This window comes from Allobosea sp. FG18 (assembly GCF_057809495.1).
The window spans coordinates 15,447-32,843 of sequence record NZ_JBMDKB010000035.1; the positions used below are offsets into that span (position 1 = coordinate 15,447).

General features: G+C 66.5%; 17 protein-coding genes and 1 riboswitch. Of the genes, 10 read left to right on the forward strand and 7 right to left on the reverse strand.

All coding sequences use genetic code 11. The features are described 5' to 3' along the window. The first annotated feature begins 82 nt into the window (after positions 1 to 82). The 5 genes from ACODTJ_RS26645 (at position 83) to ACODTJ_RS26665 (ending at position 3,530) form a co-directional block, all read left to right on the forward strand. A complete protein-coding gene (locus tag ACODTJ_RS26645) occupies positions 83 to 601 on the forward strand; it encodes an RNA polymerase sigma factor (RefSeq protein WP_488850902.1) in 519 nt (172 codons plus the stop codon). Beyond that, positions 602 to 1,378, forward strand: a complete 777-nt coding sequence (locus tag ACODTJ_RS26650; RefSeq protein WP_488850904.1) for an anti-sigma factor family protein — start codon at positions 602 to 604, stop codon at positions 1,376 to 1,378. A gap of 81 nt (positions 1,379 to 1,459) precedes the next feature. Continuing rightward, entirely contained in the window at positions 1,460 to 2,779 is a 1,320-nt protein-coding gene (locus tag ACODTJ_RS26655; protein ID WP_488850906.1) for a sulfite oxidase, read from the forward strand. A 26-nt stretch (positions 2,780 to 2,805) separates the two neighbouring features. After that, on the forward strand, positions 2,806 to 3,129 hold the full coding sequence (locus tag ACODTJ_RS26660; RefSeq protein WP_454658372.1) for a hypothetical protein: 324 nt from the start codon (positions 2,806 to 2,808) through the stop codon (positions 3,127 to 3,129). 11 nt (positions 3,130 to 3,140) lie between these two features. Beyond that, entirely contained in the window at positions 3,141 to 3,530 is a 390-nt protein-coding gene (locus tag ACODTJ_RS26665; RefSeq protein ID WP_488850909.1) for a c-type cytochrome, read from the forward strand. A gap of 170 nt (positions 3,531 to 3,700) precedes the next feature. Here the strand turns inward: ACODTJ_RS26665 and ACODTJ_RS26670 are convergent, their stop codons facing one another. From ACODTJ_RS26670 to ACODTJ_RS26695, 6 genes are read right to left on the reverse strand one after another with little or no spacing between them, the layout of a single operon-like run. After that, a complete protein-coding gene (locus ACODTJ_RS26670; protein WP_488850911.1) occupies positions 3,701 to 4,468 on the reverse strand; it encodes an SDR family oxidoreductase in 768 nt (255 codons plus the stop codon). Beyond that, positions 4,465 to 5,457 (reverse strand): ABC transporter substrate-binding protein, encoded by a 993-nt coding sequence (locus tag ACODTJ_RS26675; protein WP_488850913.1) that lies wholly within the window; start codon positions 5,455 to 5,457, stop codon positions 4,465 to 4,467. The genes ACODTJ_RS26670 and ACODTJ_RS26675 overlap by 4 nt, the downstream gene beginning before the upstream one ends. A 6-nt stretch (positions 5,458 to 5,463) precedes the next feature. Then, the gene (locus ACODTJ_RS26680) at positions 5,464 to 6,213 is read right to left on the reverse strand and encodes an ABC transporter permease (protein ID WP_488850915.1); all 750 of its coding nucleotides are present in this window, start codon (positions 6,211 to 6,213) and stop codon (positions 5,464 to 5,466) included. Further along, a complete protein-coding gene (locus ACODTJ_RS26685; RefSeq protein ID WP_488850917.1) occupies positions 6,210 to 7,001 on the reverse strand; it encodes an ABC transporter ATP-binding protein in 792 nt (263 codons plus the stop codon). The genes ACODTJ_RS26680 and ACODTJ_RS26685 overlap by 4 nt, the downstream gene beginning before the upstream one ends. After that, positions 6,991 to 8,439, reverse strand: coding sequence for an acyl-CoA reductase (locus tag ACODTJ_RS26690; RefSeq protein WP_488850919.1), 1,449 nt, complete (start codon positions 8,437 to 8,439; stop codon positions 6,991 to 6,993). The genes ACODTJ_RS26685 and ACODTJ_RS26690 overlap by 11 nt, the downstream gene beginning before the upstream one ends. Before the next feature lie 5 nt (positions 8,440 to 8,444). Then, positions 8,445 to 9,521 (reverse strand): LuxE/PaaK family acyltransferase, encoded by a 1,077-nt coding sequence (locus tag ACODTJ_RS26695; protein ID WP_488850921.1) that lies wholly within the window; start codon positions 9,519 to 9,521, stop codon positions 8,445 to 8,447. Between the two features lie 90 nt (positions 9,522 to 9,611). After that, positions 9,612 to 9,740, reverse strand: a riboswitch (TPP riboswitch). A gap of 161 nt (positions 9,741 to 9,901) precedes the next feature. Here ACODTJ_RS26695 and ACODTJ_RS26700 point away from each other — a divergent pair. The 5 genes from ACODTJ_RS26700 to terL all read left to right on the forward strand — a co-directional run bounded on the left by ACODTJ_RS26700 (position 9,902) and on the right by terL (position 16,730). Continuing rightward, positions 9,902 to 11,248, forward strand: a complete 1,347-nt coding sequence (locus tag ACODTJ_RS26700; RefSeq protein ID WP_488850923.1) for a UDP-glucose dehydrogenase family protein — start codon at positions 9,902 to 9,904, stop codon at positions 11,246 to 11,248. A 209-nt stretch (positions 11,249 to 11,457) separates the two neighbouring features. Then, positions 11,458 to 12,870 (forward strand): mannose-1-phosphate guanylyltransferase/mannose-6-phosphate isomerase, encoded by a 1,413-nt coding sequence (locus ACODTJ_RS26705; protein ID WP_488850925.1) that lies wholly within the window; start codon positions 11,458 to 11,460, stop codon positions 12,868 to 12,870. Between the two features lie 591 nt (positions 12,871 to 13,461). After that, the gene (locus tag ACODTJ_RS26710; RefSeq protein WP_488850927.1) at positions 13,462 to 14,910 is read left to right on the forward strand and encodes a site-specific DNA-methyltransferase; all 1,449 of its coding nucleotides are present in this window, start codon (positions 13,462 to 13,464) and stop codon (positions 14,908 to 14,910) included. After that, positions 14,900 to 15,307 (forward strand): DUF5681 domain-containing protein, encoded by a 408-nt coding sequence (locus ACODTJ_RS26715; RefSeq protein ID WP_488850930.1) that lies wholly within the window; start codon positions 14,900 to 14,902, stop codon positions 15,305 to 15,307. The genes ACODTJ_RS26710 and ACODTJ_RS26715 overlap by 11 nt, the downstream gene beginning before the upstream one ends. After that, entirely contained in the window at positions 15,300 to 16,730 is a 1,431-nt protein-coding gene (gene terL, locus ACODTJ_RS26720; RefSeq protein WP_488850931.1) for a phage terminase large subunit, read from the forward strand. The genes ACODTJ_RS26715 and terL overlap by 8 nt, the downstream gene beginning before the upstream one ends. A gap of 22 nt (positions 16,731 to 16,752) precedes the next feature. Here terL and ACODTJ_RS26725 read toward each other — a convergent pair whose 3' ends face one another. Further along, entirely contained in the window at positions 16,753 to 17,049 is a 297-nt protein-coding gene (locus ACODTJ_RS26725; protein ID WP_488850933.1) for a hypothetical protein, read from the reverse strand. Positions 17,050 to 17,397: the final 348 nt, after the last annotated feature.

Below are 17,397 nucleotides of genomic sequence, written 5' to 3' on the forward strand. Positions count from 1 at the left end.
TTGGGATGGTGCATTTGGCCAGGCTTGGAGCCGCCCGGCGGGTGCGATAGACAGGGCGCATCCGCTGCGGAGGGCCTGGTCCTTGCGTATCATCGTCGAGCGTGCGCTGCGCCAGAACTGGGAGCGCCTGTTCTCCTATGCGCTGCGCCTGAGCGGCAGCCGCGACCGCGCGGCCGATCTGCTGCAATCCTGCGCGACCAAGGCGCTCGCCGCCGCGCCGCCGGATGAAGACGAGCGCGTTCGGGCCTGGCTCTTCGCGATCCTCCGCAATATCTGGATCGACGAACATCGCCGCGGCGAGGTCAGCGCTGTCGCAGCCGAGGAGGCGCTGGAAGACGAGCAATGGCGCCATGATGATCGGATGATCGCGGTCATCACCGTCCGGCAGGCGCTGGAGCGTCTCGAGCAGCCTTATCGCGAGATCGTCGAACTGGTCGATCTCGCCGGCTTCCGCTATGGCGAGGCGGCGGATATTCTGGGCGTGCCCGTGGGAACCGTGATGAGCCGCCTCAGCCGGGCGCGGCTTTTGCTTCTGAATGCGATCGAGGGTGGGAGTGTCCGCCCCTTCGCTGTGCAGCAGCGCAAACGAGCCAGCAATTAAGTGACCGGACGCGAACGCCTTTCCTGGACTACGCTCAACGCCTATGTCGACGGCGAGCTGGAGCCCGATCAAGCCGCCAGGGTCGCGGCGGCGCTCGCTCATGACCGCGAGGCTGCAGCGCAGGTCGCGACGCTGACGCGGCTGCGTGCGACCGTGAAAGCCGCATCGCCCATGCCCGCGCCACCGCCCCTGGCTCTGCCGCGAGCCCGCCCGCGCTGGGCGCCCTGGGCTGCGGCTGCCTGCCTCGCTCTGCTCGCCGGCGCGGCCTCGCTCGGCATCGGCCTGCGGACAGTGAATGATTCATCGCTCTCCGTTGCGATTGCCGCGCATCAGCTCTGGCTCACCCAGTCCCCTCCCGGCACGGCGCCGCGCCTCGGCGTCGAGCTCGCCGGTGCCGAAGCAGGAGCCTTGCCGGACCTGTCGCTCGCCGCGCTGCGCCTCGTCCACCTCTCGCTCGATCCGGCGGGGCGTCGCGGTGGCGGTATGCTCGCCGGCTATGTCGGGCCCAATGGTTGTCGCGTCGGCCTCTGGATTGCCCCGGTCGAGGCGGCGCTGCCGCCGCAGCCGGCGGTGCAGGACCGCGACGGCCTGCTGGTCCGCGCCTGGCGCGGCGAACGGGCGAGCTATGCCCTGCTCGGCCGCGGGATCGATCCGGCCCGTCTCGACGGCATCGCCGCGCTGGTGGCAAGGATCACGCGGGACGAGCCCGGCGTCCCGCGCGAGCAGGTCGCGGCGCTCGCCGAGGCCCGCAGCGTCGGGCCGGCCTGCGTCGGCTGAAAAAAGATTCTCTTGGGTTGGAATAAATCGAAGCCCTGATGCGTCGTCTCCAACGAGGAATATGTCCTCGGGAGAAACGCCATGTTCAACGAAGCAGACCTGCGCGAGGGCGCAGACGCTACCGATGCCGTGCCTGCTGCCGGCGCCACCGATACCCCCCGTACATCGCGACGTCTTCTGCTTGGTGGCAGCCTTGCTGCGCTGGGCCTCGCCGCCGGCGGCCTGCCGCGCTTGCCCATGATTTCACCAGCTGCCGCGCAAGGCGCTGCGCCGGCCGCGGCGCCGCCCAAGGGGCCGCAGCCCTTCGACTATCCCGGCAAGGACAAGGGCCTGACCCTGCTCGGCGACCGTCCCCTCGTCGCCGAGACGCCTGAGAACCTGCTCGACGACGACACCACGCCGATCTCCAAGTTCTTCATCCGCAACAACGGCCAGATCCCGGAGCCGATCAAGGATATCGATGGCTGGCAGCTCAAGATCGAGGGCGAGGTCGACAAGCCGCTGACGCTCACGGTCGCGGAGCTGAAATCCCGCTTCACCCCGCAGACCTTCCGCATGGTCCTGGAATGCGGCGGCAACGGCCGCTCCTTCTACACGCCGGCCGCCCGCGGCAACCAATGGACCAATGGCGGCGCCGGCTGCGCCGAGTGGACCGGCGTGCGTCTCGCCGACGTGTTGAAGGCGGCCGGCCTGAAGGCCTCCGCCAAGTTCACCGGCCATTACGGCGCCGATCCGCATCTCTCCGGCGACACCACCAAGGACGCGGTCTCGCGCGGCATGCCGATCGAGAAGGCGCTGGAGCCGCATTGCCTGATCGTCTGGGCGATGAATGGCGAGCCGCTGCCGCATATCCATGGCGGCCCGCTGCGCCTGGTCGTGCCGGGCTGGCCGGCCTCGCTCTCGTCGAAATGGCTGAACCGGATCCTGGTCCGCGCGACGCCGCATGACGGGCAGGGCATGGGTGGCACCTCCTACCGCGTCCCGACGGTGCCGATCGTTCCCGGCTCGAACGCAGACGGCAAGACCAATTTCGCCGACCTGACCTCGATGCCGGTGCGCTCGATCATCAGCGCGCCCGCCAACGGCACGCGCCTGCCGGCGGCGACGCGCGAGGTCGCCCTGCGCGGTGCGGCCTGGGCGGGCGACCACGAGGTTGCGAAGGTGGAGGTGTCCTTCGATGCCGGCCAGCGCTGGCATGCCATGACGCTCGCCAAGCCAAAGAACCGCTATGACTGGGTGCGCTGGACCGGGAAGGTGACCTTGCCGAGCGAGGGCTATTTCGAGCTCTGGGCCCGCGCGACCGATTCCCGTGGCGTTGCCCAGCCGCATGTCGCGACGAACTGGAACCCGCAGGGCTACGGCTCCAATCCGCTCCATCGCATCGCGGTCCTGGTCGGCTGATGATGCGGTTTGCTTTTACACTCCGGATGGCCGCTCTCGCGGCCATCCTCCTCGCCCCCTCCGCCGGTTTCGCGCAGGAGGAAACCCCTGAAACGCTGCCTGATTTTCCCGGCCGCGAGGAGACTTTCGGCTATTGCATCGCCTGTCATTCGATGAAGGTCGTCGGCCGGCAGGGCATGGATCGCGCCCGCTGGGACGAGACGCTCAACTGGATGACCGAGAAGCACAGCATGCCGGAGCCCGATCCGGAGATGCGCAAGACCCTGCTCGACTATCTCGCGCAGGCCTTCCCGCCGAAGGCGCCGGCCCAGGGCGGCGGCTGGGTCAACCCCTTCGCTCCGAAGCCATAGGATTCTCCAAGATGAAACTCTCAATCCTCGCCGGCGCCGCCTTGCTCGCGGCTGCCATCCAGCCTGCCCATGCGCAGGACGCTGCCGCCGGCGAGAAGGTCTATGCCCAGTGCCGCGCCTGCCATCAGGTCGGCGAGAGCGCCAAGAATCTGGTCGGCCCCGCCCTCAACGGCGTCATCGGCCATAAGGCCGGAGCACGCGACGGCTACAGCTACAGCGCGGCGATGAAGGATTCCGGCCTCACCTGGAACGAGGCGACCTTCGCCGAATACATCCAGAACCCGCGCGCCAAGGTTCCGGGCACCAAGATGATCTATGCCGGCCTCAAGGACGAGAAGCGCATCGCCGACCTTTTGGCCTATCTCAAGCAGTTCGACGCCGCCGGCAAGAAGGCCGAGTGAGGGCGCCTCTCGGGAGGCGTTTGGACAACTGAAGCCCTCATCCTGAGGAGCCGCGAAGCGGCGTCTCGAAGGATGTCCCAGATGACTCCGGAATTTCCTGAAGCATCCTTCGAGACGCAGCCTACGGCTGCTCCTCAGGACGAGGGCTGAGGGAAAATCAAAACGGCTGCTCAGGCCATGACCAGCCCGCCATCGACATGGAGCACCTGTCCGGTGACGAAGCGGCTCCAGTCGCTGGCGAGGAAGAGCACGGGGCCGGCGACATCCTCCGGCGTCGCGATCCGGCGCAAGGGTGTCTGCGCGATCAGCATCTCGCGGACCTCCTCCGGCGTCGTCGCGCTCGCCTGCGTCGGGTAGACCAGCCCCGGCGCGACGCAGTTCACGCGGATGCCGAGCGGGCCGAGCTCGGCTGCGAGATTGCGGCTGAAGCCCATCAGCGCCGCCTTGGCCGTGGTGTAGTCGTGATAGGGAATGCTCGGCCGCGTCACCAGATCGCTGGCGAGGTTGACGATGGCGGCGCCGCTGCGGCGCTGGAGCAGCGGCAGCATCGCGCGGCTGATCGTGTAAGCCGCCTTCACCGCGCCCTCGAACTGCTGTTCGTAGGCTTCCCAGGGCGTCTCCCAGAAGCGGGCGCGATTGTCGGGATCGAAGCGATAGGGCGCGAAGGCGTTGTTGACGACGACGTCGAGCCGGCCGACCTCCTCCGCGATGCGCGTCGCCATGGCGGAGACGGCCTCAGCTGAGGTGACATCGGCTGCGATGGCCAGCGCCTCGCCGCCGAGCGCGCGGCACTCCGCGACGACCGCCTCGGCCGCCGCTTCGTTCGACCGGTAGTTGACGACGACGATTCCGCCCTCGGCCGCGAAGGCCTTTGCGATAGCGGCCCCGATGCCGCGACTCGCACCGGTGACGAGGATGGCCCGGTCCCGGAAGCTCACGGCGCGCCGTCCTTCGCCGGGATCAGGTCGCTCTTCACGACGGCCTTCATGTCGATCCGGCCCTTGATCAGGCCGAGGCTGCGGAACGTGTCGGCGCCCTTCTGCAGGGCGTCGAGATCGAAGCGGCCTAGGCCCTCGCGTGCCGTCGTGGCCGAGACGCTCGACGCATTGCGCAGCTTGATGATCTCGAGATTCACAGCCTCGTCGCGTCCGTTGATGGCGCGGGTGACGGCGATGCGCGCGGCTTCCTCCGGCTTCGCGATCATCCAGGCAGCGGAATCGCGATAGGCGGCGAGGAAGCGCTTCAGCAGCGGCTTGTTCTGCTCGTAATAGCTTTCCTTCACGACGAAGATGTCGCTCGGCAGGTTGAGCTGGTCGCGGACCTCGATGACGTTGGCCTCGCCCAGTCCCTTGGCGCGGGCGACGAGCAGGCCGGTATCGGTCGCGGCGGTGGCATCGACCTGGCCCTGCATCAGCGGCGCGAAATTCAGCAGGCCGGTCGGCTGGATGGTGACATCCTTCTCGCTCAAGCCCACCTGATGCAGCAGCACCAGCAGGTTCTGGTAGGTGCCGCTGGCGAGGCTGTAGACACCGATGCGCTTGCCCTTGAGATCGGCGGCCGAGCGGATGCCGCTGCTCTTCAGCGCGACCACGTTGAAGACGTTCTGCGGATAGATGTTGTAGATCGCGACGAGCTTCTCGCCCTTGTCGAGCGCGAGATAGAGCGCGGCCGGATCGGTGAAGGCGACATCGGCCTGCCCCGCGAGCATGTTCTGCAGGGCCGCGCCGCCGCCATTGCCGGGGACATAGTCGAGCGCGATGCCCTTGGCCTTGAAGAAGCCCTTGTCCGGCTCGGCCAGCAGGTTGGTGATCTCGCTGATCGGCTGGCTCCAGCCGGCGACGGTGACCTTGTCGAGCGGCTGGGCCGCCGCGGGCGCGGCGATCAGGCAGGAGAGGGCGAGCATAAGGAGGGCGCGCAATGCGGACATAGGTGTCTAGCCTTTCGAGAAGCGATGCAGGACGCGGCGCTCGATCAGGCGCACGGCCTCGTAGAGCAGCATTCCAAGGGCGGTGATGACGATGAAGAGCGCGAAGATCAGGCTCGAATCCATCACGCTCTGCGCGGCGATGATCGAGGCGCCGAGCCCGATGCGCCCGCCGATGAACTCGCCGACCACGGCGCCGACCAGCGCGAGCACGACCGCGACGCGCAGGCCCGCCATGATGACGGGGAGCGCCGATGGTAGCTTGAGCCGAAACAGGGTCTGGAGGCGACCGGCGCCGAGCATGCGGAAGAGCTCGCGCCGGGAGGCATCGACCTCGCCGATGCCGGTCAGGGTATTCTCCATCAGCGGGAAGAAGCAGATCAGCGCGGTGATGACGACGGTCGGCGTCATGCCGAAGCCGAACCAGATGATGAAGAGCGGCCCGAGCGCGAGCTTGGGCACGAGCTGACTCGCCAGCACATAGGGCCGCAACAGGCGGCTCAGCGCCGGGAATTCCGCCAGCAGGATGCCGACACTCAGCCCGACGACGGCGCCGATGCCGAGGCCCAGCGCCATCTCGGCGGCCGTCATCGCCAGATGCGGCCAGAGCCGGCCCGTGGCGACCTCGCTCCATAAGGTCGTGAGCACGGCCGAGGGCGGCGGCAAGACGAGCGGCGACAGGCCGCCGAGCCGGCACCAGGCTTCCCAGCCGGTGAGCAGGGCGACGAACAGCAGGAGTGAGGGCAGGCGGGCGATCATGCCGCCGGCCTCCGGCTCGCCACGGCTGCCCCATCCATCGCGTCGCGCAATTCGCGGCAGGCGGCGATGAAGCCGGGTGCATAGCGCATGTCGCGATGGCGCGGACGGGCCAGCTCGATCCGGCGCACCTGCGTCACCCGGCCGGCCGCCATCACCGCGACCGTATCGGCGAGATAGGCGGCCTCGCCGATATCATGGGTGACGAAGAGCGCGGTCGTGCCGTTGAGCGCGCAGAGTCGCAGCAGATCGTCCTGCAATTCCTCGCGCGTCAGGGCGTCGAGCGCGGCGAAAGGTTCGTCGAGCAGCAGCAGGTCGGGATTGCCGATCAGCGCGCGGGCAACCGCGACGCGGCTCTGCTGGCCGCCGGAGAGTTCGGCGGGCCGTCGCATCGCGAAATCGGCAAGGCCGACACGCTCCAGCAGGTCGAGCGCGGCATCCTTGTCGGCTGCGGTCGGGCGGCGCTTCAGCGAGACCGGCAGCAGGACGTTGTCGAGCGCGCTCAGCCAGTCGAGCAGGGTCGGCGCCTGGAAGACGAAGCCGGCGCGCGGGCTCGGACCGGTCAGCGCCTCGCCGCCGATGCGGATCGCGCCCTCGCGCGGCATCAGCAGACCGGCGGCGAGCTTGAGCAGCGTGGTCTTGCCGCAGCCGCTGCGACCGAGCAGGCAATGGATTTCGCCGCGCGGGATGGTCCAATCGACTGAATCGACCACGGCCGGGCCGCCCGCGCCGTAGCGATAGCTGGCGCGCTCGATCGTGACGAAGCCGGTCCTGGCAGGATCAGTCGACATAGGGAGCGAACCCTTCCGCCGCGGCTTCGGCCGATTGTTCGATCTCGGTGAAGGTGACGAGGTCGAGCAGGCTGAACCGCCCGTCATGATGCCAGCCGGCCTCCGGCGCGGTCATGCGGCCGAGCGGGGCGATGCGGCTGACGCCGACCTCGCCGAGCTGCCCCGAAAGCCGGAAAAGTCGCTCCGGCGCGGCGGCGATACCCGCAGTCTGCAGGAAACTGCGATAGGGCGCGACGAGGGCAGGGACATCGTCGAGGCTCTCGACTGCGACCAGCTTGAGCGTTCGGTTCAGCCCGGTTGGGCTCAGGGCTTCCGGTGCCGCGACATGGACGACGCTCCAGGGATCGGAGGGGTCGCCGAGAAGCTCCGCGGCGCCGTCCATCGCGCGCGTCTCCTGCGCGCCGCGCCACGATGCGATCGAAGCTGCTTCGCCTTGCGAAAGCGCGCGGCGCGGATAGCGGGAGGCGAGGGCGGCCAGTTCCTGCGCGACGTGGCGCGCGAATTCAGCGGGGCTGACCCGACCGCCGCTTTCGACGAAGAGCATCTGCGGCGAGTAGCAGCCCTGCTGTTCGTAGCGGGTGACGTCATGGGCCGCGAGCCGGGCGAGCGCCGGGGCCTTGCGGCTGTCGAGCGCTTCGCGCGCAATCACGCCGAAGCCGATCTTGTGGCCATGCGGCAGGAAGCGGGTGGTGATCGGCAGCTTCGCCCGCAGGGCCGTCAGCGTCTCGTTGCCGCCATAGGCCATGACGGTATCGGCCGCGCGCAGGAAGACCGGTTCGGCCGCCGCCTCGCCGCCCTTCCACCAGGTGATGGCGAGGCATTCGCCGATCTCGGGATCGATCTCGGCCAGCAGGCTTGCGAACCAGCCCGCCGTCAGCGGCTCGGCCGAAGCGAGCTTGCCGATGCTGCCGGCCTTGACCAGCAGGCCGCAGATCAGGCTCCAGAGCGAGAGCGCCGGGACATTGCCGGCCCAGACATGCAGCAGAAGCTCCGGGCCATAGGCGCGCAGATAGCCGCCCTTGGGCGTCGGCTGAAAACCGTCGAGCATGCCGGGATTGGCGAAATCCTCGGCCAGGAAGCGCAGCAGCTGCGGCTTGCGGAAGGTCTTGAGATAGCCGGTGAGGCCGAGCCGGACCGTCTCGCGATCATAGCCGGTGACGATCGGCAGCAGGTGCTCGGCCTTTTGCCGCAGCGGATGCGCGCGGTCGAGCAGGCGCGCGATGGCTGCGTCGATCGCGGCGACGATGCGCGCGGCCTCCATCCGCTTCAGCCGGGCGCGCGCGTTGTCGCGCACATGCGCGCAGAGCGCAGCGGCTTGCGCCTCGTCCAGCTCCGGCAGCGCGATGGTAGCGCTTTCGCCCCAGGCGCTGTGACGGACCTCGCGCCAGCGCAAAGTCCTGGCGTTCAGGCCCGGCAGATGGCCCGCATGCTCGATCACTGGCTTCAGCCTCGTGCCGCTGCGAGGAATTCGGCGACCGCGACCGAGCAGCCCTTCGAGGCCTCGCCGTCGACGCGGCCGAGCAGCTTGAAACCGCCCGGCACGATCTCGCCGGCATCCTCGGTCAGGATCGCCGCGACGCAGTTGAAATGGGCGAGGTCGTGATGGACGATGACGCCGCGCTGGCCCTCGGGCAGGTCGGTGCCCGTCAACGGATCGACGACGCGGCTGCGGATCCAGTGCGGACCGGATTTCACCGAGGGGCAGACGGCGTTGCCGTCGTCATAGAGCTGCGAGCTCAGCTCGGTCATCCCGTACATGTTGATGCAGGACGAGCGCGGCACGCCGAAAGCGGCGGAAAGACCGTCATAGAACTCGTCGGGTCCCAGCTCGCGCGATTGACCCTTGAAACCGCCGGTATCGAGGATGCGGCTGCCTCCCGGAAGGGCGAAGCGCCGGCCGCTTGCCGCAAGCGCATCCAGCACGGGCACGAAAGAATAGCTCGCGCCGAGCAGGGCGTAGGGCTCGCCGCTTGCTTCCGCCTGCTCCAGTGCCGACAGAAGACCATCGAGGTCTAGACCGGTGGTGTTGATGAAGGTCTCGGAATCCGGCGTGCCGCATTCGCGTTTGGCCAGCGATAGATAGGTGGCGAGCGAGGAGTTCGGCAGCTCGGCCTCGTCAGGGAAGAGGATGCCCATGCGGATGCGCTCGCGGCCCTGCATGAAGCGCGCCCGGAAATTCACCAGCATCGAGCGCTTCCAGACGTCGAGCGTCGGATGGTAGCTGCGGCCGCGGATGCCTTGCGTCGTGCCGCTGGTCATGAAGACGCGTTCGGCGGCTTCAGGTGGGCTGCAGCTCAGCGTCAGGTCCTTGAACGCGGTGATCGGAACGGCCGGGATGTCGCGCCAGCGCCGGACCGAGAGCGGCGTGCGGCCACGTTGCAGGCAGAAGCGCTTGTAGGGCTCGTTGTTGCGGAACTGATAGGCGAAGACCTTGAGCGCCATCGCCTCGAATTCGGCTTCCGACACGCCGGGAAGCGCGATGAAAGCCGATAGCGCCGCGATGATCTCGGCTTGCGTCACTTAAGCTCACTCCGTCCGGACGCCGACGGCCAAGCCGGGAGCGTCGATCGCTGGAGGATCATGAGCGCAAGCTGGAATCAGGGCCTTCGGTGGCCGCATGTCCCGCATCCCTACGCCGGTATGATCCGGATCAGGTTCGGAGGGTCACCGCGTTGCTTGGGCTTTGCAGCCGCGCCGGCGGAATCTCAGCCTCCTAGCGAGGCCCCCCTGGGAACGGGAGCAGATGACGAGCGGTGGGCCTTGCTGTCAAGCCATAACGGCTTGAGACATCGTGCCGGGCTGAAAGAAGCCAATTCCGATTTTCCGGCGATTGCGCTATGCCGCAGTTGCGAACAGCAATCCTCGGCTTGCCATGATGCGCCGGCCCCAGGGAGTGACCGATGAAGATCGTAATGGTTGGCTCGGGCTATGTTGGTCTGGTGTCTGGGGCGTGCTTTGCGGATTTTGGGCATGAGGTGGTGTGCGTCGACAAGGTCGAGGAGAAGGTCGCGGCCTTGAAGCGGGGCGAGATCCCGATCTTCGAGCCGGGGCTGTCGGAGCTGGTGCGGACGAATGCGGCGGCGGGGCGGCTGTCCTTCACGACGGAGCTGGCTGGGCCGGTGTCCGAGGCCGACGCGGTGTTCATCGCGGTCGGCACGCCTTCGCGCCGCGGCGACGGCTTCGCGGATTTGTCCTATGTCTATGCGGCGACGCGCGAGATCGCCGGGGCGCTCAGCGGCCACACGGTGATCGTGACCAAGTCGACGGTTCCGGTCGGCACCGGCGACGAGGTCGAGCGCATCGTCCGGGAGCTCCGGCCGGATGCCGATTTCGCGGTGGTGTCCAACCCCGAGTTCCTGCGCGAGGGCGCGGCGATCGAGGATTTCAAGCGGCCGGACCGGATCGTGGTCGGCACCGATGACGAGCGGGCGCGGGCGGTGATGGCCGATATCTACCGGCCGCTCTATCTCAACAACGCGCCGATCCTGAACACCGGCCGGCGCACGGCGGAGCTGACGAAATACGCGGCCAACGCCTTCCTGGCGACCAAGATCACCTTCATCAACGAGATTGCGGACCTGTGCGAGCAGGTCGGCGCCAATGTCCAGGACGTGGCGCGCGGCATGGGTCTCGACAACAGGATCGGCGGCAAGTTCCTGCATGCCGGGCCGGGCTATGGCGGCTCCTGCTTCCCGAAGGACACGCTCGCCCTGATCAAGACGGCGCAGGATCACGGCACGCCTTCGCGCATCGTCGAGACGGTGGCGGCGGTCAACGAGCAGCGCAAGCGGGCGATGGGGCGCAAGGTGATCACGGCCTGCGGCGGCTCGGTTCGGGGCAAGACGATCGCGGTCTTGGGCCTGACCTTCAAGCCGAACACCGACGACATGCGCGACGCGCCCTCGATTGCGGTGATCACGGCCCTGCAGGATGGCGGCGCCGTGATCCGCGCCTTCGACCCGGAGGGCATGGAGCAGGCGAAGGCGGTTCTGCCGGCCGGCGTCACCTATTGCCGCGACGCCTATGAATGCGTCGCAGGTGCGGATGCGGCGGTGATCGTGACCGAATGGAATATCTTCCGCGCGCTCGACCTCGACCGCGTCAAGGCCGCCATGGCCGCCCCCGTCCTGATCGACCTGCGCAACGTCTACCGCGCCGAACAGGTCCGCGCCAAAGGATTCACATATGCCGATGTCGGTAGGGGGATCGACGCGCCGGAAGGCAGGCACGCCGAGACTGCGGCCTGACAGGTTCCCCGAACGACCCGCCACTGCCACGGTCGAAGAGATGACCGGTGGCCAACCCGGCGCTTGTCCCTCTCCTTAAGGACTTCGCTACCAAACCCGCCGATCGGGCTCCGCATACACCTTCCCGTAAAGCGAGGCGGCTACGCTGCGACACCGGAGATGCGTGTCGTCCGAACGAACGGCGGAGCGCAAGGCGGAGTGGCTTCGAGATGGCGACGAAGATCATACCTGTTGTGATGTGCGGCGGCGCGGGGACAAGGCTTTGGCCGGTGTCTCGTGACACGATGCCGAAGCAGTTCATCCCGCTCCTGGGACGGGATTCGACCTTTCAGCGGACGATGCGGCTGCTTTGCGACGGATCGGTTTTCGTCGAGCCGATCGTCATCACCAATGTCGATTACCGCTTCACGGTGCTTGAGCAGCTCCAGGCGCTTGGCCTTTCGGCGGAGATCGTGCTGGAGCCGGCACGGCGCGATTCGGCGGCCGCCGTTGCCGTCGGGACCGAGATCGCCCTCGGGCGCGACAGCCAGGCGATCGTCGGCGTCTTTGCGGCCGATCACATCATCCGCGATGCCGGGCTCTTCGTCGAGACCTGCCGGAAGGCCGGCGAGCTTGCCGCGCAGGGCCTCATCGTGACCATCGGCATCCCGCCGACCCATCCTGCAACCGGCTATGGCTATATTCAGCCGGGCGAGGCGCTCGGCGAGGAAGCCCGCGCCGTCGCCGCCTTCGTCGAGAAGCCGGATGCACAACGGGCGGCGCAGTACCTGCTCGACGGCTATCTCTGGAATTCCGGCAACTTCATCTTCGACGCCGCGACGATGCGTGCCGAGATCGCGGCGTTCGAACCCGAGGTCCTGAAGCCTGTCACCGAGGCGGTCGCCGGGACCACGCCGGATCTCGACTTTCTCCTGCTCGACGCCGCCAGCTTCGGCAAGGCCAAGAAGACGTCGATCGACTACGCGGTCATGGAGCGCACGCGAAAGGCGGCCGTCATTGCGGGGCATTTCGGCTGGTCTGACGTTGGCGGCTGGTCCGCGGTCTGGGAACTCTCGGACAAGGATGCGAGCGGCAATGTCGTCGAGGGCCGCGGCTACGTCCTCGACGGCTCGAACAATCTCGTGCGCGCGGATGAGGGCCTCGTCGCGGTGATCGGCCTGGACGATGTCGCGGTGATCGCGACGCGCGATGCCGTGCTCGTCGCCCCGAAGGCCAAGGTCGACAAGGTCAAGGAATTGGTCGCGCTGGTCGCGGCCAAGGGCGAACCGGAGGCAAACGCGCATCGCGAGATTCACCGGCCCTGGGGCAAGTATCTCTCGGTCGATACAGGCGGACGTTACCAGGTCAAGCGCATCACGGTGAAACCGGGTGGCATCCTGTCGCTGCAGAAGCACCATCACCGCGCCGAGCACTGGGTCGTGGTACGCGGCACGGCGGAGGTCACGCGCAACGACGAGACGATCATCGTCCACGAGACCGAGTCGATCTACCTGCCGATCGGCTGCGTCCATCGCATGGCCAATCCCGGCAAGATTCCTCTCGAGATCATCGAGGTGCAGGTCGGTTCCTATCTCGGCGAGGACGACATCGTGCGCATCGAGGATGTCTACAAGCGCGTGTGAAGCGCCGCGCAGTTCGGCCTCTGGTCAGCAAGCCTCATGGGCTCATCGGTGACCACTGCGCCAGTTGCCCACAGATGAGGCTTTCCCTGGTATCAGGGAATTATCAGGGATCCCCGAGCCAATAAGAGCCTCGAATCGAGGTTTTTTATGGCTTAAGCACTTCTGGGAGCGTTGGTTTTCGGCGCGTGTGTAATATTGGGGGCAGGGAGTTCTCCCGCGCGGAGCTGGGATCGCACAGGGCCCGATCAGGGAATGTGTTTGACGCACCGGAGGGTTTCGATCGCTTACGGGCGGGCGATTGGGCGGCAGGTGTGGTGGCTCAGCGTACGAAGACACAGTACTATCGTACTGAAACTAATAGAGAAAATATATCGCGCTCTCTCTTGCAGGCCCGCGTGCACCATCCTAATTTCGCGCCTGTTCGGGTGATTCGCCGGACGAAGCCGAGGTTGGAATCTCGGGCCAGCTCAGGGCAGGCGTTTCGCGGGGGTGAGACGCTTGCCTTCTAGGGGTAGTCCAACTGCTAGGGCGCAGTTGGGAGAAGAGTAAGCCGCGAGTAACCAACCTTCACAGTGAGTGAAGGAGTTGAGTATGTTGCCCCTAAATCAGACCCCCAGCCCGCGCGTGCGGGCTCGTCAGCGCGCGAGCGCGACCACCCGAGATATCGTCTACAATCAGGCGATGTCGCAGTTGGCCCTGCAGATTGTCGAACGACATCTGTCGGAGCTGATGCCCTCGGCGCGCAATGCGCGGACGCACTCGAAGAAGCAGATCCATCAGATTGCCGAGAGCATCAAAGCGTTCGGGTTCGTTTCGCCGATCCTGGTGACAACGGCAGGCGAGATCGTCGCCGGGCATGGTCGCTACGAAGCGGCAAAGTTGCTCAGCATGACAAAAGTCTCGGTAATTTGCATCGATCACCTGGGTCCGCAGCAGATCCGGGCGTTGCGGATCGCGGATAACCGTCTGGCTGAGCTTTCGGGCTGGGACAACGACATCCTGAAGCTGGAGCTGGGCGAACTGATCGAACTCGACTACGAGATTGATGTGATCGGCTTTGACACACCGCAGGTCGACGTGATGCTCGATCCCGTCGCTCCGGTCGCGGCGAAGGCCGATCCGGCGGACGCGTTGCCGGCGCTGCAGGATGTGGCGGTGACCGTGCGGGGCGATCTCTGGCTGCTGGGCGAACACCGTATCCTGTGCGGCGATGCGCGCGAGCGCGCCGATTATCAGGCACTGCTGGGCGGAGAGCTCGCTCAAATGGTGTTCGTGGATCCGCCGTACAACGTCCGGGTCGATGGCCATGTGAGCGGCCTGGGGAAGGTCAAGCATCGCGAGTTCGCGATGGCGTCGGGCGAGATGAGCAAGCTGGAGTTCACGGGCTTCCTGCGCGCGGTCTTCGCCGAGATCGCCGAGGCGTCGCAGGATGGTGCGCTCATCTATAGCTGCATCGACGGTCCGCATCTGCACGAAATGCTGAACGCGGGCTATGGCGTCTTCGACGAGCTGAAGTCGGTGATCACCTGGGCCAAGGCCAATGCCGGGATGGGTTCGCTCTATCGCAACCAGACCGAGTTGATCACGCTGTGGAAGACGGGCAAGGCGCCGCACATCAACAATATCGAGCTCGGCAAGCACGGGCGCTATCGCACCACCCTGTGGAGCTATGCGGGGGTGAACGGCTTCCGCAAGGGCCGGATGGCGGAGCTGGCGAGCCACCCGACGGTGAAACCCTGCGCCATGGTGATGGACGCGATCAAGGATTGCTCGAAGCCCAAGGGCATCATCCTCGACAGCTTCAGCGGGTCCGGCACCACACTGATCGCGGCGGCCAAGACCAAGCGCCGCGGCTATGTCATGGAGCTCGACCCACTCTATGTCGATGGCGCGATCCGCCGCTGGGAGACGCTGTTCAAGGCCGAGGCGCGTCACGCCGAGACGGGGCTGACCTTCGCGGAGACGGCGGCGCAGCGCGGGCGCGATGCCAACGCCCGCACGGCGTCGGACGAGAGCGTTGGAGGGGGCCATGTCGCGTGAGGATGCTCCCCCCGCCGTAGGCTATAAGAAGCCGCCGCAGCATACCCGCTTCCGTAAAGGGCAGAGCGGTAATCCGTCCGGGCGCCGCAAGGCGGCGCCCGTTTTGGATGTGATGAGCTTGTTCGACGAGGTGCTCGCCGAGCGAATCATAGTGACCCGCAAGGGGCGTTCTCAGGCGGTGACGAAGCTTGAGGTGATTATCCGGCAGACAATCGATGGTGCTTTGAAGGGCGAGGCCTCCGCCAAGCGCGAGCTCTTCAAATATCTGGAGGTCAGGGAGCGCGCCCGCACGGCCTCCCCGCCGACCGAGGAGGACACTGGCGAGCACGAAGCAGACTTGAAGGAGCGGTTCCGTGCTCGGGAGCGGGAGCTGGCAGAGGGAGGCGGCAATGACTGAAACTGCCTCCCTGTCCGATATCTTGCGGCGCGATCTTGCGAGCTTCATCGAGCATTGCTTCGTGACGCTGGAGCCGGGCACGGCTTATCAGCACAACTGGCATATCGAAGCGATTGCCTATCAGCTGATGCGGGTCTGGAGCGGCGCGTGCAAGCGGCTGATCATCAATGTGCCGCCGCGCTCGGCCAAGTCGATCTGCGTCACGATCGCCTTCACGGCTTGGCTGATGGGCCATAACCCGCGCAAGCGGATCATGGCGATCAGCTACGCTCAGGAGCTCTCGCTGACCCACGCTGCGGCCTTCCGCAGCGTGGTGACCTCCGATTGGTATCGCCGCGCTTTCCCGCACTTCGCGATCAAGGCCAATCGTGGCCAGGAGATACGCACGACGGAACACGGCTATCGGTACGCCTCGTCGATCGGCGGTTCGGTGTTGGGACGCGGCGCCGATCTGATCGTGATCGACGATCCGATCAACGGGCTTGAGGCCGCCCTGTCGGCGGCGGCCCGACGTCGTGTTCAGGCCTTTTATGACGGTACCCTCTACTCCCGGCTGAACGATCGTCAGAACGGCGCCATCGTCATCGTGATGCAGCGCCTGCACGAGGATGATCTGGTCGGGCATGTCCTGGAGAAGGAGGATTGGGAGGTTCTCTCGATCCCCGCTATCGCGCCGGATGATTGCTGCTACCGCATCGGCCAAGGACGGGAGGCACTCTATCGACGCCAACAAGGTGAGATCATGCATGTCGGCCGCGATACTTTTGCCGATCTCGAGGCAATCAAGCGCAATCTCGGCGCCTTGAACTTCTCGGCGCAGTACCAGCAGAACCCGCTGCCGGCCGAAGGGCAGGTCATCAAGCGCGATTGGCTGCATTATTACGACGAGCGGCCGGCTGAGTTCGATCTGAAGGTTGCGTCCTGGGACACGGCTTCGACCCAGGCAGAGCATTCCGACTGGTCGGTTGGGATGGTCTGGGGGGCGATCGGGCAGAGCTATTATCTGATCGACCTTGTCCGGGGCCGCTGGGAAGCACCGGAGCTTCGCCGCAAGATGATCGAGCTATCGCGGAACCACGCAGTCCATGCGACGCTGGTCGAGGATACCGAGCTCGGGCGGGCGCTGTCACAGGATCTGCGGCGTACCGGTGCGCTGCATCCGCTGCTTCAGCCATCGCGGATCGAAAAGCAGGCCCGGCTGATGGCGCAGGCAGCGCGCTTCGAGGCGGGGCAGGTCTTCCTGCCGCGGGAAGCCAGCTGGCTCGCCGATTATCTCGGCGAGCTCCTGGCCTTCCCGTTGGCGCGCAACGATGATCAGGTCGACGCGACCAGTCAGGCCCTCAAGTACCTGACCGCGAGGACGCCGACGATCCGCGAGCGTCCGCAGCGGATCGTGCGCCCGCAGCGTCGTGTTCGGCCGTGAGGTGGACACGACGCTCCCGGTGCTAGGGCTGCACCGTCACGACGGTCATGCTGTAGCCTCGGCCGGCCATGCAGCCGACCATGATCTGGCGCAGCGCCTGATTGCGCTGGCCTTCCAGCATGCCGGCCTCCATCGCATCGGCGAGACTGCGGCCCATGGAGATCGGCGCCGCCATAGCCTGGGCCTTGGCGGCTTCGCCCTTGCAGATGGCATCGTCCTGCTGGAACTGGGCAACGGCTCCAGCGTCGCTGCGTCCGTCGTAGCGGTCGAAGCGCATGGCGGTACGCGGGACGCAGGCGCTGATGGCACTGGCCAGCATGATGGCGATCGCAAGAGACGGCCAGCGGCTACGCTGCGGTGGATAAGACGTTGTCGAAGACACGGATGTGAACTCCATAGTGCAAAGGGTCATTGATCGTCGCGACGCCAGCTGGCGGGCTTGGCAAGGGGACGAGAGGCTTTCAGCTGCGGCGTGGTCCTCGGGAACCCGCGTGATGTCAGCGGCCGTATCCCGAGATGGCGGGCCTCGCGTCGCTTGGCCTCGGCAATGACGGCGAGATCTCGGGCGGTTTTGGCGCCGGGTGCGCGATGGCAGCAGTCCCGGCCGAGAACGTGCGTATTCCGATGAAGCCGGCCATTGATTCCGAAACGAAGCCGGCCACCTGTT